Below are 25,577 nucleotides of genomic sequence, written 5' to 3' on the forward strand. Positions count from 1 at the left end.
GCGGTGATGATTGTCAGCGTTCCACCCATGAGCAACCGTGTCCCACGATCGGGGACAATCGGTCTCTGGCCGCACACCACACCCGACTGTTCGGGGTGTGTGGGCAGATGCTCCTTAGAAAGGAGGTGATCCAGCCGCACCTTCCGGTACGGCTACCTTGTTACGACTTCGTCCCAATCGCCGATCCCACCTTCGACGGCTCCCTCCCACAAGGGGTTAGGCCACCGGCTTCGGGTGTTACCGACTTTCATGACGTGACGGGCGGTGTGTACAAGGCCCGGGAACGTATTCACCGCAGCGTTGCTGATCTGCGATTACTAGCGACTCCGACTTCACGGGGTCGAGTTGCAGACCCCGATCCGAACTGAGACCGGCTTTAAGGGATTCGCTCCACCTCACGGTATCGCAGCCCTCTGTACCGACCATTGTAGCATGTGTGAAGCCCTGGACATAAGGGGCATGATGACTTGACGTCGTCCCCACCTTCCTCCGAGTTGACCCCGGCAGTCTCCTGCGAGTCCCCACCATCACGTGCTGGCAACACAGGACAAGGGTTGCGCTCGTTGCGGGACTTAACCCAACATCTCACGACACGAGCTGACGACAGCCATGCACCACCTGTCTACCGGCCACAAGGGAAACCACATCTCTGCAGTCGTCCGGTACATGTCAAACCCAGGTAAGGTTCTTCGCGTTGCATCGAATTAATCCACATGCTCCGCCGCTTGTGCGGGCCCCCGTCAATTCCTTTGAGTTTTAGCCTTGCGGCCGTACTCCCCAGGCGGGGCGCTTAATGCGTTGGCTACGGCACGGATCCCGTGGAAGGAAACCCACACCTAGCGCCCACCGTTTACGGCGTGGACTACCAGGGTATCTAATCCTGTTCGCTACCCACGCTTTCGCTCCTCAGCGTCAGTTACTGCCCAGAGACCCGCCTTCGCCACCGGTGTTCCTCCTGATATCTGCGCATTTCACCGCTACACCAGGAATTCCAGTCTCCCCTGCAGTACTCGAGTCTGCCCGTATCGCCTGCAAGCCCGCAGTTGAGCTGCGGGATTTCACAGACGACGCGACAAACCGCCTACGAGCTCTTTACGCCCAGTAATTCCGGACAACGCTCGCACCCTACGTATTACCGCGGCTGCTGGCACGTAGTTGGCCGGTGCTTCTTCTCCCACTACCGTCACTTGCGCTTCGTCATGGGTGAAAGAGGTTTACAACCCGAAGGCCGTCATCCCTCACGCGGCGTCGCTGCATCAGGCTTGCGCCCATTGTGCAATATTCCCCACTGCTGCCTCCCGTAGGAGTCTGGGCCGTGTCTCAGTCCCAGTGTGGCCGGTCGCCCTCTCAGGCCGGCTACCCGTCGTCGCCTTGGTAGGCCATTACCCCACCAACAAGCTGATAGGCCGCGGGCTCATCCTGCACCGAAAAACTTTCCACCCCTCGCCATGCAGCAAGAGGTCATATCCGGTATTAGACCCAGTTTCCCAGGCTTATCCCAGAGTGCAGGGCAGATCACCCACGTGTTACTCACCCGTTCGCCACTAATCCACCCAGCAAGCTGGGCTTCATCGTTCGACTTGCATGTGTTAAGCACGCCGCCAGCGTTCGTCCTGAGCCAGGATCAAACTCTCCGTTGAAGACTCACAATCACCCCCAAAAAAGGGGCAATCAGTCAAAGACAAAAGAGTCAAATCACTAGCAAAAAACTCAAACTAGCTCAAACACTGGACCACCGCAGACGGAAGAATGCGATGTCCAGCAACAACCACCCACAAAAGTGAAGTGGCCGCACCAAAATTATTTGGCACTGACATTCATCGGCACACTGTTGAGTTCTCAAAGAACACGCACACACCATCGTTTCCGAACCTTCCGGTTCGTTCACTCCGGGGTGACTGTTCATCCGAGGGCCTTCCGGCTCTCGGGCACGGCTCCAAACCTTACCAGAAGGTTTCGAACCAGTGAAATCTGCAGGCGCCTTCGTCCAACCTCGTTGTCCCGTTCCTCTCGGCCCGGGTCGGTGTCCGTGTCGCTCTGACCTGGAATAAGTTACGCGAACATCTCCGAGAACACCAAATCGCCAGGTCAAAGCTGGTTTATCGACTTACGAAGCGTCGTTGTGAGGGTGTTCAGGGGACCCAGTACTTCGCCGCGAGGTGCTGGACGATCGGATCGTCCTCGCCGGCCTGCTCCAGCATCGCGAGGTCGCTGCGGAGATCCATGAGGCGAGGGTCGTCCCCTTCGGCGTCGCCGATCGGCCGGCCTCCGTCCTCGGCGCGCTGCCGCAGGATCTTCTCCCGAACCCGGTCCTTCAACGACTCAGCCATGAGAGAAGCATGCTGCGCGGTGACGGGGTTGTCGAGGATTTCGGCGCCGTGTCCGAGACCGCTCTCGTGCGCGCCGATAGTCGCGGTCGCTTCGCGTCAACGGTCCTTGTCCCGGAAGACCCGGACGGCCATGGGCAGCACCACGGCGAGAGCACCGATGATCAGGACCAAGGAGAACAGTTCCATCAACATGTCTCCATCATCCGTGCGAATCGCACAGCGCGCAGAAACGTCGAAGGCCCCTCACCGTGGTGAGGGGCCTTCGTGGAGCTGCCTGTCGGAATCGAACCGACGACCTTTTCATTACGAGTGAAATGCTCTACCGACTGAGCTAAGGCAGCGAGCCTTTCGGCGTCCGAAGTCTAGCGGACTACCCCCACCCCGACGCAAACCGGCACTTCGGCTACCGGAACGCCGAGCTCAACCGGGCTGCGAGCGCCGCGAGAGCGAAGCGGGGTTTGACGTTCTGGGCGAGCGCCTCCCGGCAGTCGAGGGTGGCCTCGATGCACTCGAGCAGCGACTCCGGCCGGGTCCTCGACGCGAGGTCGACCGCACGATCCGACATGTCCGGATGGTTGAGCGTGACCCGCGATCCGAAGGCGTGCACCAGCGCGTCCCGATACAGACCGGCGAGATCGATAAGCGCTCTGTCCATGATGTCGCGCTCGGTTCGCGTCTTCCGCGACTTCTGAGTGCGTTCGAGTTCCTTGAGGACCCCGGCCGAACCGCGAAGCGCACCCGCAGCCCCCTTGCCGGTACCGCCGGCACCGAGAGCGGTCCTGAGCTCTTCGGTCTCGTGCTCGTCGCGCTCCGCACTGATCTCCTTCGCCTCGGTCTCGGCACTGCGTCCGAGATCGTCGGCTGCGGAGTAGGTGGTGGCGGGGCGCAGGACCGCGCCGGCGACAGCGAGGGCACGTGTCCGGTTGTCGCGGGCGCCCTCGTCGGTGGCCAGCCGTCGGGCCCGACCGACGTGGCCTGCACTGACGGATGCAGCCCACTGCGCCGTCTTCGGATCGATGCCGTCGGTGGCCTCGAGGACGCGCGCGATGGCGTCGGCGCTGGGAGTGACCAACCCGACGTGACGGCAGCGCGAGCGCAGCGTCACCGAGATGTCCTCGGGATCGATCGACGGCGCGCACAGGAGGAAGACCGTTCGCTGCGGCGGTTCCTCGACCACCTTCAGCAGCGCGTTCGCGGCTCCCTCGGTGAGGCGGTCGGCATCCTCGATCACCACGACCTGCCATCGTCCTGTGCTGGGACGCCGCGAGGCGACCTGCACGATGTCGCGCATCGACTTGACGCTGATCGTCAGTCCCTCGGGCACGACCCGCCGTACGTCGCCGTGGGTGCCTGCCATAGTGGTGGTGCAGGCGTGGCATCGCCCGCAACCGGGAGGCTCCTCGTCGGTGCACTGCAGAGCGGCTGCGAAACACAGCGCCGCGACCGAGCGACCGGACCCGGGAGGACCGGTGAACAGCCACGAGTGCGTCATCGCCGACCCGGTGTCGCCCCGACGGGCAGCTACCGCGGCCGCGACGAGTTCGGTCTCGACATCGCGTTGACCGACGAGACGATCGAAGACCCCGGACATGCGCTCAGCCTAACGACCGGGTCCGACGGGTCCGGATCACGTGTCCGAAACGTTCAGGACGGCTGCACGTCCTCGGTCCCATCGTCGGGCCATGACCATTCATTTCTCCGCCGTGGGGCTCGCCGTCGCCGATCTCGATCGGTCCTTCGCGTGCTATCGCATGCTCGGCCTCGACCTGCCCATCGAAGCACCCGAGGTACCGCCGAGCGACGACGCAGTGTCCTGTCGCTCCAGCCGAGGGTCGCGGCGACTTCCGAGACGGCCGTGCCGGAGGCCAGCGCCAGCGCGAGGGCGGCCATCGGATCGTGTTCGTCGACCGCGCCCCGCACGGCGTCGACCAGTGCAGCGACGGGATCGTCCTCGGCTCGAACCGCGAGGAGACGCACACGCCGTGACGGCCACAGATCGTCGAGCGGAACCCGTCGATCGGTCAGCTCGCTCGCGTCGACACCGAAGAACCGCGGCCCCAGGCCGGGTTCGAACCGGACGGCCGTCAGCGGTCGATCCGCCATCAGATCGGAGAACTGGGACGTCGTGTCCGGGCCGGCGACGAGGAAGCCGTCGGCGTGCCGAATGAGGTCCATGTAGCCGTCCGGCAGCACGTGGGTTCCGCCCACGCGGGCACCGGACGGCCCGGACCGCCACAGTGTGACGCCGAGGATTCCCGACGGCAGTTCGCGGTACACACCGTGAGGCTATCCGCGTACCCCGACGGGAACCGTCAGTCCGTCGTCTTCTTCGCGGCAGCCTTCTTCGTCGTCTTCTTCGCCGCCGTCTTCTTGGCGGTGGTCTTCTTGGCGGTGGTCTTCTTGGCGGCAGTCTTCTTCGCCGCTGTCTTCTTCGCGGTCTTCTTGGCCGGACCGCGTGCCCGACGGTCGGCGAGCAGTTCGGACGCCCGCTCGTCGGTGATGGACTCGACCTCGTCGCCCTTGCGCAGGCTCGCGTTCGTCTCACCGTCGGTGACGTACGGGCCGAACCGGCCGTCCTTGATCACCATCTGCTTGCCGCTGACCGGGTCGGTGCCCAGCTCGCGCAGCGGCGGCGTGGCGGCGGCCTGCCGGCCGCGGCGCTTCGGCTCCGCGTAGATCTTCAGCGCCTCGTCGAGCGTGATCGTGAAGATCTGCTCCTCGTTGGCGAGCGACCGCGAGTCGCTGCCCTTCTTCAGGTACGGACCGTAGCGGCCGTTCTGGGCGGTGATCTCGTCGCCGGACTCCGGATCGACACCCACCACGCGCGGCAGCGACAGCAGTTTCAGGGCGTCTTCCAGGGTGACCGTGGACAGGTCCATCGTCTTGAACAGCGAACCCGTGCGCGGCTTCGGACCGGTCTTCTTCGCGGGAGCCTTCTTCGCCGCCTTCTTGGCGACGGCCTTCTTGGTGGCGGTCTTCGTGCCGCCCTCTCCCTCCGAGCCGAGTTCATCGACGGGGATGGGCGTGACGTCCGGCTCCGGTTCGGGCTCGGGTTCCGGATCGGGGATCAGCTCGGTCACGTAGGGACCGAAGCGACCCTCCCGCGCGACGATCTCGTAGCCGGTCGACGGATCGACACCGAGGACACGTCCCTCCTGCGGCGTCGAGAAGAGTTTCTCGGCGTATTCGAGGGTGAGCTCGTCCGGCGGCAGGTCGTCGGGCAGGTTCGCGCGCTGCGAGGTCGGCTCGGCGTCGGGGTTGTTCGGGTCGGTGACCATCCGTTCGAGGTACGGACCGAAGCGGCCCACACGCACGTGGATCTCGCGACCCTCGGAGTCGTCGAACAGGCGGATGGAGTTGATCTCGCGGGCGTCGATGTCCTCGAGGTTCTCCCCCACCAGCTTCTTCAGGCCGCCCTTGCGCGCGACCGACTCCTCGTGACCGTCGTCGCTGCCGAAGTAGAACCGCGTCAGCCAGTCGGTGCGCTGCCGGTGACCGGAGGCGATCTCGTCGAGATCGTCCTCCATCCCGGCCGTGAAGTCGTAGTCGACGAGCTGGGCGAAGTGCGCCTCGAGCAGGCCGATGACGGCGAACGCCACCCACGACGGGACGAGCGCGCTGCCACGCTTGTAGACGTAGCCGCGGTCGAGGATGGTCTTGATGATCGACGCGTAGGTCGAGGGCCGGCCGATCCCGAGCTCTTCGAGCGTCTTGATCAGGCTCGCCTCGGTGTACCGGGCCGGCGGGTTGGTGGAGTGACCGTCCGGATCGAGCTTCGTCGCGGTGACCGAGGCACCCTCGGACAGGTTCGGCAGGCGCGACTCCGCGTCGTCCGACTGACCACCGGCTTCCTCGTCGACACTCTCGACGTATGCCTTGAGGAAGCCCGGGAACGTGATGGTGCGGCCCGACGACGAGAAGGTGCACTCCTCGCCGGTGCCCGCGGTGCCGGTGATGCGCAGCGTCAGCGTGGTGCCCCGCGCGTCGGCCATCTGGGAGGCGACGGTGCGCTGCCAGATGAGCTCGTAGAGCTTGAACTCGTCGCCGTCGAGGCGCGCGTGCAGCTCGCCGGGGGTCGCGAAGACGTCGCCGGCGGGACGGATCGCCTCGTGTGCTTCCTGCGCGTTCTTGACCTTGCGGGTGTACTGGCGCGGCGTCGGATGGACGAACTCGGCACCGTACAGCTGGGTGGCCTGTGCGCGGGCCGCCGCGATCGCCGACTCGGACAGCGTCGTCGAGTCGGTACGCATGTAGGTGATGTAGCCGTTCTCGTACAGACGCTGCGCGGTGCGCATGGTGCGCTCGGACGAGAACCGCAGCTTGCGGCCCGCCTCCTGCTGCAGCGTCGACGTCATGAACGGCGCGTAGGGCTTGCGGGTGTACGGCTTGCTCTCGGCCGACGACACCGTCAACGCGACACCGGCGAGTGCCTCCGCGAGGCGGCGGGCGCGGTCCTCGTCGAGGACGACGACACCGTTCGACTTCAGGTTCCCGTCGGGCCCGAAGTCGCGACCCGAGGCGACACGGGAACCGTCGACGTTGACCAGGCGGGCACCGAACGACCGGGGGCTCGCGTCGGCGCCGGCGTCCATCGTGGCCGCGATGTCCCAGTACTCGGCGGACTTGAACGCCATGCGCTCGCGTTCGCGCTGCACGATCACGCGGGTCGCCACCGACTGCACACGACCCGCCGACAGACGGGGCATGACCTTCTTCCACAGCACGGGACTGACCTCGTAGCCGTAGAGACGGTCGAGGATGCGGCGGGTCTCCTGCGCGTCGACCAGGTCGTTGTCGAGGTCGCGGGTGTTCTCGGCGGCCGCGCGGATAGCGGGCTCGGTGATCTCGTGGAAGACCATGCGCCGGACCGGCACCTTGGGCTTCAGGGTCTCGAGCAGGTGCCAGGCGATGGCCTCGCCCTCGCGGTCGGGGTCGGTGGCGAGGTAGAGCTCGTCGGCGTCCTTGAGCAGGCTCTTCAGCTCCGAGACCTTGGTCTTCTTGTCGGCGCTGACGACGTAGAGGGGTTCGAAGTCGTGATCGACGTCGACACCGAGGCGCGCCCACGACTCGCCCTTGTACTTGGCGGGGACGTCCGCGGCACCGCGCGGCAGGTCGCGGATGTGACCGACCGATGCCTCGACGACGTAGTCGCGGCCGAGGTAGGGGGCGATCTTCCTCGCCTTGGTCGGGGACTCGACGATCACGAGCCGACGCGTGCCCGACGAACCGCCCGCAGTGCTCTTCTCCCGTGCTGCCACCGTGCCGCCCGCACCTTCCCTCATTGCCGACATGTCGCCTTGTTCGAAGACATGTATACCGACCCGTTCCCCAGACGCGGCCACACACAGGGTCGCACATCCTCGGGGAACGGCTCTTCACAAGTGATGATCACCCGGTTCCACGTGCGGCCAGATCCGTCGTGCCGCGTCGGCGTCCGGAGGTGCACCGATGTTCTCGACGAGCCTCGTCAGACGCCTCCGGCCGGAGATCCTCAACCCCGGTCCACCGGTGCCGTGCGTACCGATCAGGGTCGGTGCGATGCCGGCGCGCATGAGCGCCTGCGCCAGAACTGCATGAGTGTCGGGAGCCGTCGCATCCAGACCGAGAACATACTGTGCTCCCTCGACCTCCATGCGACCGGACGCGAGGAACCACGCCCGCTGGGCCCGCGAGGACGGGACCCAGCCGGTCGGGACCGTCTTGCCGTCGGCGCTGCTCCACTGGGTCGCGAGCGGGACGAGAGCGGGGTCGACGGATGTGCTGACGGTGAACAGCTCGCCGTCGACGGCGATGTCCGCCTCGACTCCCGTGTCGGTCACGAGCTGCCCGATCGCACGGGCGCGCCATTCGGCGTCGACCTCCACGGTCAGCACCGCGCCGTCGTCGGTGAGACGCGCACGTCCGTGTGCCGCGAGCAGGCCGCTCAGGTCGGCCAGGGCCGGCGGCATCGTGTCGGCCCCGAAGAAGGACAGTTGACTCACGGGTCCTCCTCTCCCGGCTCCATGAGCGCGACGAGGCGGTGAGGTCCCACGACCGGTTCGCGCACACGTCCCGGAAATGCATCGTCCCCCATCACCTGAGGCGACGGGGGACGATCGGGCGAGGTGGTTGACCTTGCCCGGTTGCTCGCTCGAGCGGGTGGATCAGAGTGCGCGCACGCCGGTGGCCTGCGGGCCCTTGGTGCCCTGACCGACCTCGAACTCGACTCGCTGGTTCTCCTCGAGGGTGCGGAAGCCGGAACCCTGGATCTCGGAGTAGTGAACGAACACGTCGGCGGAGCCGTCCTCAGGAGCGATGAAGCCGAAGCCCTTCTCCGCGTTGAACCACTTCACAGTGCCCTGTGCCATGCTTTTCCTTCTCTTTCTAACACCGGATTCGACGAACCGCCGGGTACGCGATCCGCCAGGTCCCGGTTCCGACCGCTGTACTTCTCGAGTCCCCCGTTGGAAGAGCTAAAGCACCGCGCTCGCAACCATCGATCCTGCGAGCGTGCACTTTTCCAAGTCTACGAACACAGAAGCTGCGACCGGGTGTCAGTCAACCACGTTCTGGGCACGCGCAACAGTAGGAATGGGCACAAACGTGCCAATTCCCTGATCTTGTTCATGTCTCGGTAGCATTACCCACGGGTAGCTGTTGCTCCCATGTTACGGGAGGCCACTGTGGCCCCACTCGTCCCGGACCCGGGTCTCCCGCATCCGACACAGCCTCGCCGTATCCGACACATTCCTATCCGACAGACGTTTTCGACAGACACCTCGTCCGACCCAGCGGAGTACTGCGTGACCGGCTCGCCCTTCCTCCACAACGGCGACGCCACCGCCCCCACCTACGGTCGCGAGCTGCTCGACCGGCTGCTCGCCGGCACCCCGACGGGCGAGTCACCGCTGACCCACGTCGCAGAGATCCCGGCCCGGCCCGCCCACCACAGCGACTGGCCGCAGTGGGCGCACGAGGACGTCGTCCGGGCCTTCCGCGACCAGGGCGTCGAGCGTCCCTGGCACCACCAGGCGAGCGCCGCCGACATCGCGGCCGGCGGGGAGAACGTGGTGGTGTCCACCGGCACCGCGTCGGGCAAGTCGGTCGCCTACCAGCTGCCCGTCCTGAGCGCGCTCGCCGACGACCCGCAGGCCACCGCTCTCTACCTGTCGCCCACCAAGGCCCTCGGCGCCGACCAGCTGCGCGCGGTCACCGAACTGACCTCCGACATCGACGGCCTGTCGACCGTGTGCGCGTGTGCCTACGACGGCGACACCTCCACCGAGATCCGGCAGTGGACGCGCCGGCACTCGCACTGGATCTTCACCAATCCCGACATGCTGCACCTGTCGCTGTTGCCCGCCCACGCACGATGGGCCCGACTGTGGCGCCGCCTGCGGTACGTCGTCGTCGACGAATGCCACTCCTACCGGGGTGTGTTCGGCTCGCACGTCGCCCTGATCCTGCGTCGGCTCCGGCGCGTGGCCCGCCGGTACGGCGCCGATCCCGTCTTCGTCCTCGCCTCCGCGACGACCGCGGAACCGGGGGCAGCGGCGTCCCGGCTCATCGGAGCACCCTGCCGCGAGATCACCGAGGACGGCTCGCCGCACGGACCCCGCACGGTCGCGATGTGGGAGCCGCCCCTGCTGCGCGAACTCACGGGCGAACACGGCGCCCCGGTGCGGCGGGCCGCCGGGACCGAGGCCGCGCGCCTTCTCGCCGACCTCGTCGTCGAGGGTGCCCGCACCCTGGCGTTCGTCCGGTCGCGTCACGGCGCCGAGCTCACGGCCATGGGTGCACGTCGGCTTCTCGCCGAGGCGGCACCGGATCTCGTCGACCGGGTGGCGGCCTACCGGGCGGGCTACCTCGCCGAGGACCGGCGCGACCTCGAGGCCGCGCTCTCCGACGGCCGTCTGCTCGGCGTCGCCAGCACCAACGCCCTCGAACTCGGCGTGGACATCGCCGGTCTGGACGCGGTGATCGTCGCCGGATTCCCGGGCACGGTCGCGTCCTTCCGTCAGCAGGGCGGTCGCGCCGGTCGCCGCGGGCAGGGTTCGCTCGTCGTGCTGGTCGCGCGGGACGATCCGCTCGACACCTATCTCGTGCACCATCCGCAGGCACTGCTCGACCGACCGGTCGAGGCGACGGTCACCGATCCGAACAATCCGTACGTGCTCGGGCCCCAACTTCTCTGCGCCGCATCGGAACTGCCGATCAGCGATGCCGAGGTCGAGGAGTTCGGCGCGCTCGACGTCCTCACGGACCTCGCGGAGCAGGGACTGATCCGCCGCCGCCCGCACGGCTGGTTCGTCACCCCGGGAACGCAACCGCACGGTGATGTCGAGATCCGCGGCGGGATCGGCCGCCAGGTCTCGATCGTCGAGGGCGACACCGGTCGCATGCTCGGCACCGTCGACGCCGCCCGCGCCCCCGCGACCGTCCATCCCGGAGCTGTGCACCTGCACCAGGGTGAGACCGTCGTCGTCGACGAGTTGTATCTCGAGGACGGCATCGCCCTCGTGCACGCCGAGGACCCGGAATGGTCGACGAGCGCACGCGAGATCACCGACATCTGTTGCATCTCCGTCGACGAACACCGCGAGTTCGGACCCGTCACCGTCGCGTCCGTGGGGGTCGAGGTGACGCACCGGGTGGTCGGCTATCTGCGCCGCCTGCCGTCCGGAGAGGTGCTCGACCAGATTCCCCTCGACATGCCCGAGCACACGCTCGACACCCGCGCGGTGATGTACACGATCGACCCCGACCTGCTCGACCGGATCGGGGTGACCCCCGATCGCGTGCCCGGGGCACTCCACGCCGCCGAGCACGCCGCTATCGGCCTGCTCCCCCTGCTCGCGACGTGCGATCGGGGCGACATCGGCGGCGTCTCCACCGATCTGCACCCCGACACCGGGCTGCCCACCGTCTTCGTCTACGACGGACAGCCCGGCGGCGCCGGATTCGCCGAACGCGGATACCACCGGATCACCAAGTGGCTCAGCGCGACCCGCGATGCGGTCGCGGCCTGCGAATGTGCCGCCGGATGCCCGTCGTGCGTGTACTCCCCCAAGTGCGGGAACGGCAACGATCCGCTCGACAAGTCCGGGGCGGTCGCCGTCCTCGATGCCGTCCTCGCTGCGATCGAGGGGTGACGGCGATTCAGGCCACCGGCGCGCCTACTCGGCCGGATCCGGGACGGGAACGGCTGCCAGCAGCCGCTTCGTGTACGGGTCGGGCGGCAACCGCTGGATGCGAGCACAGGCAAGCAACGAGCGCGAATGCGCTGGATACGGCCGCGAGCGACCGCCGACGGGCCTCATCGGGCAGGACCGGCTCGCGCGACGGCCGTCGCCTTCTTCCCGCCGAGGAGAGCCGACACCTCAGCGGTGACCTCGACGAGCGCATCCCACTCTTCGATCTCGCAGCGCCGCAATCGTACTCGCATCCGTGTGGTGATCGCCTCGCTCGCCTCGCAAGCCTCCACGACCCCGCGGTCCAGTGCCGAGGCGACCGCCACCGCCGCCAGGTCGGCCGCCGCCTGCGCACGATGACGTGCGACGACGACCGACCCGACGTGCAGCAACGTGGCCGTGATCGCGATGAGTCCGGCCATCACGGCGCAGCCGATCACACTCGCGCTCCCGTCGTCGCCGAGGAGGGACGGGCCCGACCTCATCGCGTTCCTTCCGGCTCGCGCACCGCCACCGCCTCGGCCGTGAGGGTCAGCAACGGGAGCAGCGGACTCTCCGCAGTCACGACCGCCACGATCAGATCTCCTTCCTCGCGTACCGCCACGCGTGCGTCCGGAGGCGCGACTCGCGTGGCCACATCGACCGCCCTCGCTTGATCTCCCCGCGCGGCGAGGCGGGCGGCTTCACGGGCGGCGTCATGGCACCGCACCTGGTACGCGATGCCCAGCACCGCGCCGAGGCACAGCACGAGCACCGTGACCAGGCTTGCGACGGCGAGAGCCGCTTCGACGGTGACCCCGCCTTCGTCCTCACGAACGAAAGCGCGTAACCAGCGTCGTCCGAGCATCTTTCGCATGCGTCGGTATCACACCGCCGTGTTCAGGGCACGCTCGACGATGCCCGTCAGCGCGGACACGATCGAATCGCCGGTCACCACGGTGTACAGCACCGCCCCGAAAGCCGCCGCCGCAATGGTCCCGATCGCATATTCCGCCGTCGACATGCCGTCGTCCTGCACGACGAGCCCGCCGAGGCGACCGCGCAGACTGTGTGCGAACGCTTCGGTCACTGTTCGTTTCCCCATCTTCCGTCCCTCCCATCCGAGCGGCGCGGACCGTCCGCGCCGACGTTCACATCAGCCCCGCACCCAGGACGTCCCGCGCCAGGCCGACGACGACCGGCACGATGCCCAGGCACACGAAGGCAGGCAGAAAGCACAGACCGAGCGGCCCGCTCACGAGTACTCCGGCCCGATCGATCTCGGCGGCGACCCGGTCCTCCGTCTCGGCGCGATGCCGGACCGCGAGTTCGGCGACGGTGTCCGACAGGGGCGCACCGGATTTCGCGGATCGTCGTGCCGCGCGGGCGAAATCGTCCAGCGCGTCGACCGCTCCCGAACCTCCCCACGCATCGGCCGGATCGGCTCCGAGCGCCAATCGGTCGGCACCTCTCCGCAACGCCGCCGCGAGGTCGGGTGGAGCGGATTCCGCGACGACCCGCGCCGCAGAACCGGCGGGCATCCCTGCGCGCAGGCACGCCGCGAAGAGATCGAAGGCAGCGGGAAACGCGTGCGGGTCGGTCTCGGGTTTAGTTGTATCCGACGCGGCAGCAAGGGTTCTCGTGGAGAACAAGCGGGTGGTTCCACGAGGGGTCGGTGCGACGACGAGAGAGGCCGCTCCCAGCAACACCGCCCACGTCGCGCTCATGCCCTCACCCGTGCCGCGATCCGGTCCGTCCACAGCAGACCCGCACAGACCAGCGCAGTGCCGACCACGAGCATCACGCCGCCGAGCCCACCGGCGAGGAGGATGCCGAGCGGAGCAGCGCCCATGAGTTGCCCGAGACCCACCCCGAGCACCGGCAGTCCCGCCAGAACCGTCGCCGTGGCCCGAGCACCGGCAAGTCCGGCCTCCGTACGGGCACGGATCCGCATACGCGCGGCCAGATCGATACGCGCGGCCCCGAGCAGTTCGGCGAGGGCGAGACCGTGGCGGTCGGAGACGGCCCACGCATCGGCGACACGACCCAGACTGTCGGCGACACCATTCGAGGATGCTGTGGCCGAACGTAGTCCGTGTGCCGCCGACCCGCCGAGTCGCGCCCGGGCCGCAGCGACCCGGAAGGCATCGGCGACGGACCCGGCCGTCTCCCGGGCCGCCGTCTCGCACGCGTCGGCGGGATGCGTCCCCACCCGCAGATCGGCGATCACGGTGTCGAGTCCCGACAGCAACATCCGTCGTTGCCGATCGAGCTCAGCAGCGCGGCGCCGGGCTCGGCGACGCCACACCGCGGTCGTCGCGACGGTCGCGCCGGCCACAGCCGGTGTGATTCCCGCCCACACCACAACCGTCGCGAGCACGACGACCATCACCCCGACGACTAGTAGTACTTTGTTAGGTTGGGAAGGTGTGATGGCAGGTCGGGCAGGTACCGATCCAATAGGCCAGTGTGCGTTGGAGTTCGCGCACAATGCCGTAGAGGGTCAGTCCCGCCCGATCGCTTTTGGGTCGGTCAGCCGCAGGGTGGTGAGAAACAGGTGTGCGGCGGTGACGAGGATGACGTGGTGGTGCCAGCCGAGCCAGGAGCGGCCCTCGAAGTGGTCGAGTCCGAGACCGGTTTTCAGTTCCCGGTAGTCGTGTTCGATGCGCCAGCGGATCTTGGCCAGGCGCACCAACTCTGACAGCGGGGTGTCCTCGGGCAGGGTGGCCAGCCAGAAGTCGGTGGGCTGCGCCGCGCCCGCCGGCCATTCGGCGAGCAGCCACGCCTGCGGCAGGGTTCCATCCTCGTCGCGGGGAATGGTGCGGTTCGCGGGGCGGATCCGCAGCGCCACGAACCGTGAGCGCATCACCGCGGTCGGGTTGCCCGGACCGGTCTTGGTTCCGCGGCGCCAGGTGACCTCGGTCAGCGCGCCTACTCCGGCCGCCAGAACGAGATCCCTGCAGGTCACGGCCGGTGGGTAGCGTCGGGTCGGAGGCCGCCCGCGCCCGGAGTACGCGGCGGCGGCCGGGACTGCATCGGCGGGGTGCGCGAGGGTGGCGCCCTTGACCGCCACGACATAGACCAGATCGCGGTCGGTCAGGCCCTGCCGGAAGGTCGCCGAGTCGCCGTAGCCGGCGTCGGCGACGATCACCGGCGGGATCCGGCCCCACGCGATCAGCTCGTCGAGCATCTCGAGAGCCATCACCGCCTTGGTGCGATAGCGCTCCTCGGTCGGGATCGCGTTGCGTCGCCGGCGAGCGGTGATCGCCGAGGCCGTCTCCGGATCGTCGCACCGCTGATCGTCCCAGCTCTCAGGCAGATACAGCCGCCAATCCAAGGGTGCGGACGCGGTATCGGTGGCGGCGTGCACACTGACCGCGACCTGGCAGTTTCCGACCTTGCCGAGGGTGCCCGAATACTGCCGGGCCACACACGGCGAGGCGTCACCGTCCTTGGCGAATCCGGTGTCGTCGATCACCCACGCATCCGGGGAGATCAAATCACACGCTTTGCGGGACAGTGTTTTCCGGACCGGTACCGGATCCCACGGTGAGGTGGTGACGAACTGCTGCAGGCGTTGGTGATCGATCCCGAGGCGGTCGGCCATCGGCTGCATCGACTTGCGGCGCCCGTCGAGCATCAACCCTCGCGCATATACCCCGGCCGTTGCTCGCTGGTCCTTGCGTTTGAGCGAGGAGAACACCTCGCCGATGAACGCATCGAGACGTTCACCGACATCGGTCAGGGCTGCGGCATCCACCTGGTTATCGTCTCGGACATCTCGCCGAATCTCGAGGCCTCACACCAGGAAGTGGTGAACCTAACAAAGTCCTACTAGGGCGCGCGGTATCGGGCGCGGCGCCGCGTCGGGCACCCCGCGTCGCAGTCGACGGCGGGCCGAGGACGACGGCAGGACGAACAGCGCCGCCGCGAGGCACAGGATCGTCGCGTTCACGGCGCATCCCGTCGACGCAGGATCCGCTCGAGGGCGTCCATGCCGTGCTCGTCGCCCCTGTCGTGGGTCCATGCCGGTGTGACGATCACGCCTGCGACGGGGTCCCGCTCGACCACGCCGATCCCCACGAGACGTCGCGCTCCGTCGCTGCCGCGGTGGACGTGCAGGATCACCTGCACCGCGGCGACGAGCTGGCTGTGCAGCGCCGCTCGATCGAGGCCGCCGAGTGCGGCGAGAGCCTCGAGTCGCGCGGGCACCTCGTCGGGCGAATTGGCGTGCACGGTCCCTGCGCCGCCGTCGTGACCCGTGTTCAGCGCGGTCAGAAGATCGACGACCTCGGCGCCTCTCACCTCGCCGATGACGATGCGGTCCGGTCGCATCCGCAGCGCCTGCCGCACGAGATCGCGGACGGTGACCTCGCCGACGCCCTCCACGTTGGGTGCCCGTGCCACGAGGCGCACCACGTGCGGGTGGGCCGGGACCAGTTCGGCGGCGTCCTCGACACAGACGATGCGTTCGGCCGGATCCACCGCGCCGAGCAGCGCCGCGAGCATCGTCGTCTTGCCCGCACCCGTGCCGCCGACGACGAGGAAGGCCAGGCGCGCGCGGACGATGCGCAGCAGCAACCGATAGGCGACCTCGGAGACCGCACCGCGATCCCGCAGTGCTTCGAGTCCCTGGGTCGTGGGCCGCAGGACCCGCAGTGACAGGCACGTCCCGGCCTGCGCGACCGGGGAGAGCACCGCGTGCAGCCGGACACCGAACTCACCGTGCCCGGGCAACCTGCCGTCGACCCACATCTGGGCGTCGTCGAGCCGACGCCCGGCGAACAGCGCCAATCGCTGCGCGAGTCGTCTGACCGCGGCCTCGTCGGGGAAGGTGACCTCGGTCAGGTGCAGCCCGTTGCCACGATCCACCCAGACGCGATCGGGCGCGGTGACGAGCACGTCGGTCACGGCCGGGTCTGCCAGCAGATCCTCGAGCGGGCCCGCACCGGTCAGTTCGGTCTGCAGATGCCGCAGTGCCGCAAGCAGATCGGAGTCTCCGAGTACTCCACCGGATTCCGCGCGCAGGGCTGCGGCGACGCGGGTCGGAGTGAGCTCCCCGGTCTCGTCGGCCAGCCGGTCGCGGACCCGCGAAAGGAGGTCGTCCCCGAGGGTCCCGGTCATGCCGCACGTCCCGGGCCGGCGCGGTCGGCCCCGACGGCCGCCAGCACGTCGTGCGCCGCACCGAGCAACGGCGAGCGTGACCGCAGCCGCAGGCCCCCGCGTTCGAGCATCTCGCTCAAGCCCGGCTCGGGACGCATCGAGGTGAGCACGTCCAGGCCCACCGCGTCGGACACGTCGACGGCTCGCAAGCCACCGGGTGCGGGCCCGCGGACGACGACTCCGGCCGGTTCACCCCGCGCCGCGAGCGTGCGGGCGACCCGGGTAGCGGAGAGCACCGCACCGATCCGGGCCGGCACGACGACGACAGTGAGGTCGGCCAGTGCGATCACCGCGTCGGCGACCGGGTCGAAGCTGCGCCCCACATCGCAGACGACGGTTGCTCCCGCTCCGCGCACCCCGTCGACGACCGACTCTGCGGCGACGGCGGTGAGCCGATCGGTGTTCTCGCGGTCGGTGGACAGGACGCCCACCCCGGATGCCCATACGGGTACGGCGTCGCGCAGGGCACGCGCCGAGACCCGTCCACCGTCGACGGTGAGACCGGACCACCGCACTCCCGGACACTCCTCGAGACCGGTCAGGACGTCGAGTCCCGCGCCGAACGGATCGGCGTCGACGAGCAGGGTGTCGCGTCGTTCGTCGTTCCCCGCGGCCCAGGCGAGTGCGGCGGCGAAGGTCGACGCGCCCGCTCCCCCGCATCCTCCGACGACCGCGAGGACGGTGCCGGCACCCGTCGAGGGCTCGTCAGCGGCCGCGACGATCGAGAGCAGTTCCACCTCCTCGGACGGGAGGGCGAGGACGTGTTCGGCGCCGACGGTCGCGGCGGCCTGCCAGTCCGCCAGGCCGGCCGTCCCGCTGCACACGAGGATCACGCCGGGGCGGCGGGGATATCCGGCCGCGCATGCCGCTGCGGCGGACGCATCGAGGACGACGATCGCCGCGTCGGTCCACGCCCTGCGGGGCACCGGCACGGACATCTCGTGCAGTGTGCGGTCGGCCGCCGCGACCACACGATGGAGGTCGGCGACCAGCGCGGGATCGTCGACCAGTCCGAGGATGTCGTTCATGCCCGACAGGCTGCCCCGCTACGGGGTCGTGAGTGTCGCGGAAACGGCCTCGGAAGCCCCGCCTGTGGATGGATCAGGGGCCTGTGGACAACCCGGCCGTGCGCACCCTCGTCGCACCTGTGCGCAGGTCGGCGGGTGTAGAAGACAGTACGGAGACGTGTGGAAAAGGCCTCGGACAAAGCGACAGCCCTCGCCAGGGGGAGGAGGCGAGGGCCGTCTGCGTTCAGCCCCGGGGGGTCGGGCTGAACACAACCCGAGTATCGACCCGGGCATTCGCGATAGTACACCGCTAGGCGTGACTGCTTGCAACTTCAAACACCGGCGCGGCGCGCCCCTATTGTGGTGGTCGTGACCGATACGTCCGTGAATCCGTCCCGACCGGCCCCGTCGACGGGGGGCTCACCGGACTCGGCTCGCATCGCAGCGTTCTTCGATCTCGACAAGACCGTCATCGCCAAGTCGAGCGTGCTGGCGTTCACCCGGCCGTTCTTCGAGGAGGGTCTCCTCAGCCGCCGGGCCGTGCTGCAGAGCACCTACGCCCAGCTCCTCTACCTGTTGTCGGCGGCCGATCAGGCCCGGGTGGACCGGATGCGAGAACACATCGCGCACATGTGCAAAGGATGGGATGTCGAGCAGGTCGGATCGATCGTCGAGAAGACCCTGCAGGACGTCGTGACACCGCTCGTCTACGCGGAGGCGAAGGATCTGATCGCCGATCACCGGGCCCGCGGTCACGACGTGATCATCGTGTCCGCATCCGGCCAGGAAGTGGTGACTCCGATCGCCCGGACACTCGGTGCCTCCCACAGCACGGGGAGCCGGATGCGGATCGTCGACGGCCGCTACGCCGGCGAGCTCGAGTTCTACTGCTTCGGGGAGGCGAAGGCGGTCGCGATCCGCGAGCTCGCCGAGCAGTACGGTTACGATCTCTCCCGCAGCTACGCGTACTCCGATTCGGCCACCGACCTGCCGATGTTGCTGGAGGTCGGCAATCCGCGCGCGGTCAACCCCGACCGCCCGCTGCGCCGGGAAGCAAACGAAAACGGTTGGCCTGTTCTCACTTTCGCCCGGCCCGTACCGCTCGGACGTCGTGCCCGTCCGTCGCCGCGCGCCCTGGCGACGCTCGCCGCGACCCTCGGAGCGACCGCACTGATACTGGGTGCCACCCGCCGACTGGCCAAGCGCCGGATGCGTTGACACTCAGGGTCACTCGCCGCGAAATCGAGAACAAACATTGCCGTCGGGGGCTTGCCGACATCTCGCGGACGGGGTAGAAAGGAGTTACGGAAGGACGGAAGGCCAAGACCGAATCGGAAGAGAAGATTCGATCTCCCGACTGTTCTTCCCAGCACGGACACCGAGTACCCACGCGAAGCCGATGCCACTATAAGGGCACGAGTGTTGTGGGCCTGCGAGTTCCGGATTTTCGAAGACGAGTACCCCGCACCCGTTGCGAGGACGAATCGACGATACCCGGATCATCGCCGAGGCCGTTGAATCACAACCCATTTCAGCACGCATGGTAACTCGGACCGCCCGTGCTAGCGGGTGGCGGAATCGATCTCGATCGATATGCCACCCGCTTTCGCGTGCAGGGGGTTTCGCGTACAGGCCGCGATTCGGCCGGCGAAGCCCCGCCCGGCACTCAGCCGGCGAACGCCTCGGCGATCGAACCGGCCTCACGAGCCCCGGCCTCGAGCGACCCACAGCAGAAGAGCACCCAGCCGCCGACGCCCTCCACGGTTCCCGCCCCGAATCCGGCGACCCCGTCGCGGTAGGCCTGCAACCGGCGCATCCAGTGGACCTCCGGTACGCCCAGATTGCGCGTATCGAGTCCGGACGCGACGCACACGAGCCGGGACGCGGCCCGCGCCACGATGCCGTCGGCGACCCCGAAGGGCTTCAGGACGGACAGTTCACCGTGCACGACCGCAGCGAGAACGGGCGCCGGGGCGTTCGTCCCCCCGGTGACGAGTTGCGCGAGCCCGTCGAGACGCTCGGCGACCCCCGGCTCCGTCCGCGGACGACCCAGCTCCTCGGCGTCCTCCACGAGATCCGCGGCAGCGAGAAGGTGCAGGCGGGCCAGTGCCTGAAGCGGGGCACGTCGCCACGTCGCGACCATGTTGTCGAGCGCGTCGCCGTCGAGCGACTGCGCGACCCGCAGCGCTCCGGCCAGGATCGGATCGCCACTCTCCCCCGGCTGCGGAAGTTCCATCGACCCGCCGTCGATCGACGCCGAGGCGCGGGCGGCCCGCACCGATGCCTCCGCGGCGGTGTTCGCCCAACCACGCCGATTGGTTCGATGACGATGCACCTCCGCGAGCGCGTCGCGGGCACGGTCGGCGGCGTCGCGTACGCCCGGAAGGTCGACGAGAGGCTGAAGAGGGTCGGTCACGCCGACGACGGTACCGGCGCGCACGCGGTGGACGGACGAGAGGTTCACCGGTCGTGCCCGAATGCCGTTCGTCGCGCGAATTCGACCGATGAGCGAAAGTGACGGGGTTGCATATCGATGCAACGGTGCGGCGCCGGTCACAGATGATTACGCTCACAAGAGCCCGAATGGAACCATCCCGGAAAGAGGCCCTGCACCATGACGAGCGCAGCCCAGGAGCACGAATCGAAGGCGTACCCGCCGAGCCCGGAGTTCACCGCCACGGCCAACGCCGGTCCGGAACTGCAGGCCGCGGCCGACGCCGATCGGCTCGGATTCTGGGACGAACAGGCGAAACGACTCGACTGGGCGGAGCCCTGGACGGAAGTGCTCGACTGGTCGAACGCTCCGTTCGCGAAGTGGTTCGTCGGCGGCAAGCTCAACGTCGCCTACAACTGCGTCGACCGGCACGTCGAGGCCGGTAACGGCGATCGGGTCGCCATCCACTTCGAGGGCGAGCCCGGCGACAGCCGGTCGCTGACCTACAACGACCTCCTCGCCGAGGTCTCCCGCGCCGCGAACACCTTCACCGAGCTCGGCCTGGTCGCCGGCGATCGCGTCGCGATCTACATGCCGATGATCCCCGAGGCCATCGTCACCATGCTCGCGTGCGCGCGCCTCGGCCTGACCCACTCGGTGGTCTTCGGCGGCTTCTCGTCGTCGGCGCTGCGCTCGCGCATCGACGATGCGCAGGCCAAGCTGCTCGTCACCGTGGACGGGCAGTGGCGGCGCGGCCAGGCCGCGCCGCTCAAGAACGCCGCCGACGAGGCCGTCGCCGACGCAAAATCGATCGAGCACGTGCTGGTCGTCGCGCGCACCGGCATCGACGTGGAGTGGACCGAGGGACGAGACCTGTGGTGGCACGAGACCGTCGAGAAGGCCTCCCCCGAGCACGAAGCGCAGCCGTTCGACTCCGAGCACCCGCTGTTCATCCTGTACACCTCGGGCACCACGGGTAAGCCCAAGGGCATCATCCACAGCTCGGGTGGCTACCTGACGCAGGCGTCGTACACCCACCACTACGTCTTCGACCACAAGCCGGGCAAGGACGTCTACTGGTGCACCGCCGACATCGGCTGGGTCACCGGCCACAGCTACATCGTCTACGGCCCGCTGAGCAACGGTGTCACCCAGGTCGTCTACGAGGGCACCCCCAACTCGCCGAACGAGCACCGGCACTTCGAGATCATCGAGAAGTACGGGGTGTCGATCTACTACACCGCCCCGACGCTGATCCGCACGTTCATGAAGTGGGGTCGCGAGATTCCCGACGCCCACGACCTGTCGTCGATCCGTCTGCTCGGCAGCGTCGGCGAGCCGATCAACCCGGAGGCGTGGCGCTGGTACCGCGAGGTCATCGGCGCGGATTCGGCCCCGATCGTCGACACCTGGTGGCAGACCGAGACCGGCGCGATCATGATCTCGCCGCTGCCCGGCATCACCGCCACCAAGCCCGGCTCGGCGATGGCGCCGCTGCCCGGTATCTCGGCGAAGATCGTCGACGACGAGGCCACCCCGCTCGGCGCGGGCGGTAACGGCTACCTGGTGCTCGATCAGCCGTGGCCGGCGATGCTGCGCGGCATCTGGGGCGACGAGCAGCGTTACCGCGAGACCTACTGGTCGCGCTACGCCGAGCAGGGCTGGTACTTCGCCGGCGACGGTGCGCGTTACGACGACGACGGAGCGCTGTGGGTGCTCGGCCGCGTCGACGATGTCATGAACGTCTCCGGTCACCGCATCTCCACCTCGGAGGTCGAGTCGGCGCTCGTGTCGCACCCGTCCATCGCCGAGGCCGCGGTCGTCGGCGCGGCGGACGAGACCACCGGTCAGGGCATCGTCGCGTTCGTGATCCTGCGCGAGCACGTCGAGAACACCGGCGACACGCTCATCAAGGAACTGCGCGATCACGTGGCGGTGGAGATCTCCCCGATCGCCAAGCCCCGTCAGATCACCGTTGTGCCGGAACTGCCGAAGACCCGGTCGGGCAAGATCATGCGCCGCCTGCTGCGCGACGTCGCCGAGGGCCGCGAGCTCGGCGACACCTCGACGCTCGTCGATCCGGCCGTCTTCGACGCGATCCGCGGCAAGTAGCCGAACGACGAAGGCCTCTTCCGGATCGGATCCGGAAGGGGCCTTTCGCGGTCGGTACGACTACACCTCGTCGAGCGACCGGTCGCGGGTCTCCTTGACGACGAGCAGCGCGACGAAGGTCGTCGCCGCGGCGATCAGCAGGTAGATGCCCACCCAGCCGACGCCGTAGCTCGTGGCCAGCCACGTCGCGATGAAGGGGGCCACCGCGGCACCGAGGATGCTCGACACGTTGTACGAGATTCCGGAACCCGTGTAGCGGACGTTGGTCGGGAACAGCTCGGGCAGGATCGCACTCTGCGGCCCGAAGGTCAGACCCATGAGCAGCATGCCGACGATGAGGAAGAACAGCATGCGTCCGGAGCTCATGCCGTCGCTCGACAGCAGGAACTGGAAGCACAGGCCGAACACCATGATCGCGCCCGTGACGACCAGCAGGGTCGAGCGGCGACCGTAGCGGTCGGCGAGCCACCCGGCGACGGGAACCGCCGCGGCGAAGAACAGCACCGCGACCAGCTGCAGCACGAGGAAGTCCGCGTACTGGAAACCGGCACCGTGGCCACCTTCCTCGGGGGTCTTGCCCGTTCCGAAGCTCAGAACCCAGGTGGTCATGATGTAAAAGAGCGTGTACGTCGCGAGCATGACGAAGGTGCCGATGATCAGCTCACGCCAGCTGTTCTTGAACACCTCGGCGAGAGGCGTCTTGACCTTCTTGCCCTCGGCGACGGCCTTGGCGAAGACCGGCGTCTCTTCGAGCTTGAGCCGCACGTACAGCCCGATGATCACCATGATCGCGCTGAGCAGGAACGGAATGCGCCAGCCCCATTCGAGGAAGGCGCTCGACAGGTCGGGGTCGCCGTTGTCGTGGCCGAGCGCCAGCGTGATGATCAGGAACAGGCCGTTGGCGCCGATGAAGCCGATGGGTGCGCCGAGCTGCGGCCACATCGCCGCCCAGGCGCGCTTGCCGGGTTCGGCCGTCTCGGTGGCGAGCAGCGCCGCACCCGACCACTCCCCACCGAGACCCAGGCCCTGGCAGAAGCGCATGAGCGCCAGCAACGCCGGTGCGATGAGCCCGGCCTGGTGATAGGTCGGCAGCAGGCCGATGAGGAAGGTCGCGATGCCCATCGTCAGGAGCGAGCCGACGAGCGTGACCTTGCGGCCGATGCGGTCGCCGAAGTGCCCGAAGACGACGGATCCGACCGGGCGGGCGACGAAAGCGATACCGAAGGTCGCGAGGGAGGCGAGCAGCGCGGTCGTGCTGTTGCCCTGCGGGAAGAACAGGTGCGGGAAGACCGAGACGGCGGCTGTCGCATAGATGTAGAAGTCGTAGAACTCGATGGACGTGCCGACCATGCTGGCGACGACGATGCGCCGGCGCGGAACGCCTGCGACGAGCGAGGAACCCCCGTCCTCGACTCCGACCGATGTGCTCACTGAACCATCCCCACTACTCCACTCACATTCTGAGACCAGATCCCACTTACTAGGAAAGTGAACACCCGAGTTTCCGCCCACCGCAAATCGGACACCCCTACGGACGCCCTCCGTCCGGCGTTAGACTCTTCCCCGGTGTGCCGGGAAGTCTGGTCGGCGACGGTTCGCCCGTGCCCGTATCCGCCCAGCGAAAGACGCCCGTGTCCGACACCTCCTCACCCACCTGGACCGCACCTCTGGGTCGCTTCCTCCGCACCGAGACGGTCGGCGGTTCACTGCTGCTCATCGCCGCAGCGATAGCGCTGATCTGGGTCAACTCCCCCTTCGGCGACTCCTATGTCGCTCTGCGGGACTTCGAGATCGGCCCGGAGTTCCTGCACCTGCACCTCTCGGTCGGCGACTGGGCCAAGGACGGCCTGCTCGCCGTCTTCTTCTTCGTCGCGGGCCTCGAACTCAAGCGCGAACTCGTCACAGGCGAACTCGCCGATCGCAGGAAGGCGATCCTGCCCGTGATCGCCGCATGCGGCGGCGTGATCCTTCCTGCCGTCATCGCAGCCGTCGTGGGCTGGGGTGCGCCGGGAATGGACCGGGGTTGGGCGATCCCCGTCGCGACCGACATCGCCTTCGCTCTCGGCGTGCTCGCCCTCACCGGTTCGCGCATCCCCACCAGCGCCCGGGTGTTCCTGTTGAGCCTGGCGGTCGTCGACGACCTCATCGGCATCGCGCTCATCGCGATCCTGTTCACCTCGGGACTCGCCGTCGCGTGGCTGCTCGCCACAGTGGCCGCAGCGGCGGCGTACTGGTTCGCGCAGCAGAAGCGCATCACCACGCCGTGGTTGTATGTGCCGCTCGCACTGTTCACCTGGTACGCCATGCACAACGCAGGCATCCACGCGACCGTCGCCGGGGTCCTCCTCGGCCTGCTCACCCGTGTCCGCACCGATCCCGGGGAGGACTACGCACCCGCCGAGCGGCTGGTCCACCACATCCAACCGTGGTCCGCCGGTCTGTGCGTCCCGCTGTTCGCCCTGTTCGCATCCGGTGTACCCATCGGTGCGGAGATGCTCGGCCAGGTGTTCACCGATCCTGTCGGCCAGTCCGTCGTCCTCGGACTGCTCCTCGGCAAGACCGTCGGGATCTTCGGCGCCACCTGGATCTCGATCCGGCTCGGTCTCGCCACCCGCCCGACCGGGCTGATGTGGGGAGACGTGCTCGCGCTCGCCGTGATCGGCGGCATCGGGTTCACGGTGAGCCTGCTCATCGCCGAACTTTCGCTCGGCGACATCCACGGTGGCGAGCCCGCCGAGATCGCCAAGGCCGCCGTGCTGGTGACATCATTGATCGCCTCTGTCCTCGGGTCGGCGCTACTGTTACGGCGTGGGCGCGCCCACCGCCAACGGAACGAACCAACCGAAGGGGTCGAGTAGTGAGCGTGACGAACGCGAATCGTCCGGAGAACGGAGTCCCGTCGAGCATTTCGGGCATCCCGTTGACGAAGGTGGACGCTCCGACACCCCGCGATGCCAGTGTGGGCGAACTGGTACGCGACGCAGCGACACAGCTGTCCACACTGTTCCGCGCCGAAGTCCAGCTCGCCAAGGCCGAGGTGACCGGCGAGGTCAAGAAGGGCGTGCAGGGCAGCCTGTTCTTCATCCTCGCGCTCGCCGTGCTGACCTTCAGTTCGTTCTTCTTCTTCTTCTTTCTCGCCGAACTCCTCGATGTCTGGGTGGCGCGCTGGCTCGCCTTCCTCATCGTCTTCCTGATCATGCTGGTGGTGACGGGCCTGCTGGCCCTGATCGGCTATATGCGGGTCCGGAAGCTGCGCGCACCGAACAAGACCATCGACTCGCTCAAGCAGACCGCGTCGATCCTCCCGAGCAGCCAGGACGGACACGATGCGGACGGCCCGCGCCACGCCGCGCCGCGCCGCGTCACCCGCTGACGAACCGGA

Annotated in this window: 21 protein-coding genes, 1 tRNA gene and 1 rRNA gene; 5 read left to right on the forward strand and 18 right to left on the reverse strand. The window is 67.9% G+C overall.

Going from position 1 to position 25,577, the window contains the following annotated elements; all coding sequences use genetic code 11:
• Positions 1-118 precede the first annotated feature (118 nt).
• From M3330_RS09595 to M3330_RS09630, 8 genes are all read right to left on the reverse strand, one after another.
• A 16S ribosomal RNA gene (locus M3330_RS09595) occupies positions 119-1,640 on the reverse strand.
• 492 nt (positions 1,641-2,132) lie between these two features.
• Positions 2,133-2,330: a hypothetical protein gene (locus tag M3330_RS09600; RefSeq protein ID WP_006552400.1), complete on the reverse strand. Its 198-nt coding sequence runs from the start codon at positions 2,328-2,330 to the stop codon at positions 2,133-2,135.
• A gap of 265 nt (positions 2,331-2,595) precedes the next feature.
• A tRNA-Thr gene (locus M3330_RS09605) sits at positions 2,596-2,671 on the reverse strand.
• 62 nt (positions 2,672-2,733) lie between these two features.
• Positions 2,734-3,921: a DNA polymerase III subunit delta' gene (locus tag M3330_RS09610; RefSeq protein WP_255028564.1), complete on the reverse strand. Its 1,188-nt coding sequence runs from the start codon at positions 3,919-3,921 to the stop codon at positions 2,734-2,736.
• A 53-nt stretch (positions 3,922-3,974) separates the two neighbouring features.
• A complete protein-coding gene (locus tag M3330_RS09615) occupies positions 3,975-4,607 on the reverse strand; it encodes a DUF6597 domain-containing transcriptional factor (protein ID WP_255028565.1) in 633 nt (210 codons plus the stop codon).
• A 35-nt stretch (positions 4,608-4,642) separates the two neighbouring features.
• Positions 4,643-7,588 (reverse strand): type I DNA topoisomerase, encoded by a 2,946-nt coding sequence (gene topA, locus M3330_RS09620; protein WP_255028566.1) that lies wholly within the window; start codon positions 7,586-7,588, stop codon positions 4,643-4,645.
• A 117-nt stretch (positions 7,589-7,705) separates the two neighbouring features.
• Entirely contained in the window at positions 7,706-8,311 is a 606-nt protein-coding gene (locus M3330_RS09625) for a hypothetical protein (protein ID WP_255028567.1), read from the reverse strand.
• Positions 8,312-8,473: 162 nt separating this feature from the next.
• Positions 8,474-8,677, reverse strand: a complete 204-nt coding sequence (locus M3330_RS09630; RefSeq protein WP_003935252.1) for a cold-shock protein — start codon at positions 8,675-8,677, stop codon at positions 8,474-8,476.
• Positions 8,678-9,112: 435 nt separating this feature from the next.
• Between M3330_RS09630 and M3330_RS09635 the strand changes: the two genes are divergently transcribed.
• Positions 9,113-11,461: a DEAD/DEAH box helicase gene (locus M3330_RS09635; RefSeq protein ID WP_255028568.1), complete on the forward strand. Its 2,349-nt coding sequence runs from the start codon at positions 9,113-9,115 to the stop codon at positions 11,459-11,461.
• A gap of 164 nt (positions 11,462-11,625) precedes the next feature.
• Here M3330_RS09635 and M3330_RS09640 read toward each other — a convergent pair whose 3' ends face one another.
• The 8 genes from M3330_RS09640 to ssd all read right to left on the reverse strand — a co-directional run bounded on the left by M3330_RS09640 (position 11,626) and on the right by ssd (position 17,670).
• The gene (locus tag M3330_RS09640) at positions 11,626-11,985 is read right to left on the reverse strand and encodes an Rv3654c family TadE-like protein (protein WP_039586570.1); all 360 of its coding nucleotides are present in this window, start codon (positions 11,983-11,985) and stop codon (positions 11,626-11,628) included.
• A complete protein-coding gene (locus tag M3330_RS09645; RefSeq protein ID WP_100167921.1) occupies positions 11,982-12,356 on the reverse strand; it encodes a TadE family type IV pilus minor pilin in 375 nt (124 codons plus the stop codon). The genes M3330_RS09640 and M3330_RS09645 overlap by 4 nt, the downstream gene beginning before the upstream one ends.
• A 9-nt stretch (positions 12,357-12,365) precedes the next feature.
• Positions 12,366-12,584, reverse strand: a complete 219-nt coding sequence (locus M3330_RS09650) for a DUF4244 domain-containing protein (RefSeq protein ID WP_051424877.1) — start codon at positions 12,582-12,584, stop codon at positions 12,366-12,368.
• A 46-nt stretch (positions 12,585-12,630) separates the two neighbouring features.
• A complete protein-coding gene (locus M3330_RS09655) occupies positions 12,631-13,206 on the reverse strand; it encodes a type II secretion system F family protein (protein ID WP_037217247.1) in 576 nt (191 codons plus the stop codon).
• Complete coding sequence (locus tag M3330_RS09660) at positions 13,203-13,859, reverse strand: type II secretion system F family protein (protein ID WP_255028569.1); 657 nt, start codon at positions 13,857-13,859, stop codon at positions 13,203-13,205. The genes M3330_RS09655 and M3330_RS09660 overlap by 4 nt, the downstream gene beginning before the upstream one ends.
• A gap of 123 nt (positions 13,860-13,982) precedes the next feature.
• The gene (locus tag M3330_RS09665) at positions 13,983-15,239 is read right to left on the reverse strand and encodes an IS701 family transposase (protein WP_006554210.1); all 1,257 of its coding nucleotides are present in this window, start codon (positions 15,237-15,239) and stop codon (positions 13,983-13,985) included.
• Positions 15,240-15,430: 191 nt separating this feature from the next.
• Positions 15,431-16,603 (reverse strand): TadA family conjugal transfer-associated ATPase, encoded by a 1,173-nt coding sequence (locus M3330_RS09670; protein ID WP_019290219.1) that lies wholly within the window; start codon positions 16,601-16,603, stop codon positions 15,431-15,433.
• Positions 16,600-17,670: a septum site-determining protein Ssd gene (gene ssd / locus M3330_RS09675; protein WP_019290220.1), complete on the reverse strand. Its 1,071-nt coding sequence runs from the start codon at positions 17,668-17,670 to the stop codon at positions 16,600-16,602. The genes M3330_RS09670 and ssd overlap by 4 nt, the downstream gene beginning before the upstream one ends.
• Before the next feature lie 363 nt (positions 17,671-18,033).
• Between ssd and M3330_RS09680 the strand changes: the two genes are divergently transcribed.
• Positions 18,034-18,867 carry an HAD family phosphatase gene (locus M3330_RS09680; protein WP_039586756.1) on the forward strand — a complete coding sequence of 278 codons (834 nt, stop codon included), beginning with the start codon at positions 18,034-18,036 and terminating at the stop codon, positions 18,865-18,867.
• 448 nt (positions 18,868-19,315) lie between these two features.
• Here M3330_RS09680 and M3330_RS09685 read toward each other — a convergent pair whose 3' ends face one another.
• On the reverse strand, positions 19,316-20,065 hold the full coding sequence (locus M3330_RS09685) for a hypothetical protein (protein WP_033097956.1): 750 nt from the start codon (positions 20,063-20,065) through the stop codon (positions 19,316-19,318).
• A 198-nt stretch (positions 20,066-20,263) separates the two neighbouring features.
• Here M3330_RS09685 and acs point away from each other — a divergent pair, with 198 nt between their 5' ends.
• Complete coding sequence (gene acs, locus M3330_RS09690) at positions 20,264-22,195, forward strand: acetate--CoA ligase (RefSeq protein WP_006552416.1); 1,932 nt, start codon at positions 20,264-20,266, stop codon at positions 22,193-22,195.
• Positions 22,196-22,255: 60 nt separating this feature from the next.
• On the opposite strand, the gene M3330_RS09695 is transcribed toward acs, so the two are convergent.
• Positions 22,256-23,626 carry an MFS transporter gene (locus tag M3330_RS09695; RefSeq protein ID WP_006552417.1) on the reverse strand — a complete coding sequence of 457 codons (1,371 nt, stop codon included), beginning with the start codon at positions 23,624-23,626 and terminating at the stop codon, positions 22,256-22,258.
• Positions 23,627-23,826: 200 nt separating this feature from the next.
• On the opposite strand from M3330_RS09695, the gene nhaA reads away from it, so the two are divergent.
• Together nhaA and M3330_RS09705 are read left to right on the forward strand one after the other, a co-directional pair.
• The gene (gene nhaA, locus M3330_RS09700; protein ID WP_006552418.1) at positions 23,827-25,053 is read left to right on the forward strand and encodes a Na+/H+ antiporter NhaA; all 1,227 of its coding nucleotides are present in this window, start codon (positions 23,827-23,829) and stop codon (positions 25,051-25,053) included.
• The gene (locus M3330_RS09705) at positions 25,053-25,568 is read left to right on the forward strand and encodes a phage holin family protein (RefSeq protein ID WP_006552419.1); all 516 of its coding nucleotides are present in this window, start codon (positions 25,053-25,055) and stop codon (positions 25,566-25,568) included. Before nhaA ends, M3330_RS09705 begins: the two co-directional genes overlap by 1 nt.
• The last annotated feature ends 9 nt before the right edge of the window (positions 25,569-25,577 follow it).

Origin of the sequence: Rhodococcus sp. GA1 (assembly GCF_024321955.1) — a bacterium.
In the GTDB taxonomy this organism is placed as follows: domain Bacteria; phylum Actinomycetota; class Actinomycetes; order Mycobacteriales; family Mycobacteriaceae; genus Rhodococcus; species Rhodococcus pyridinivorans.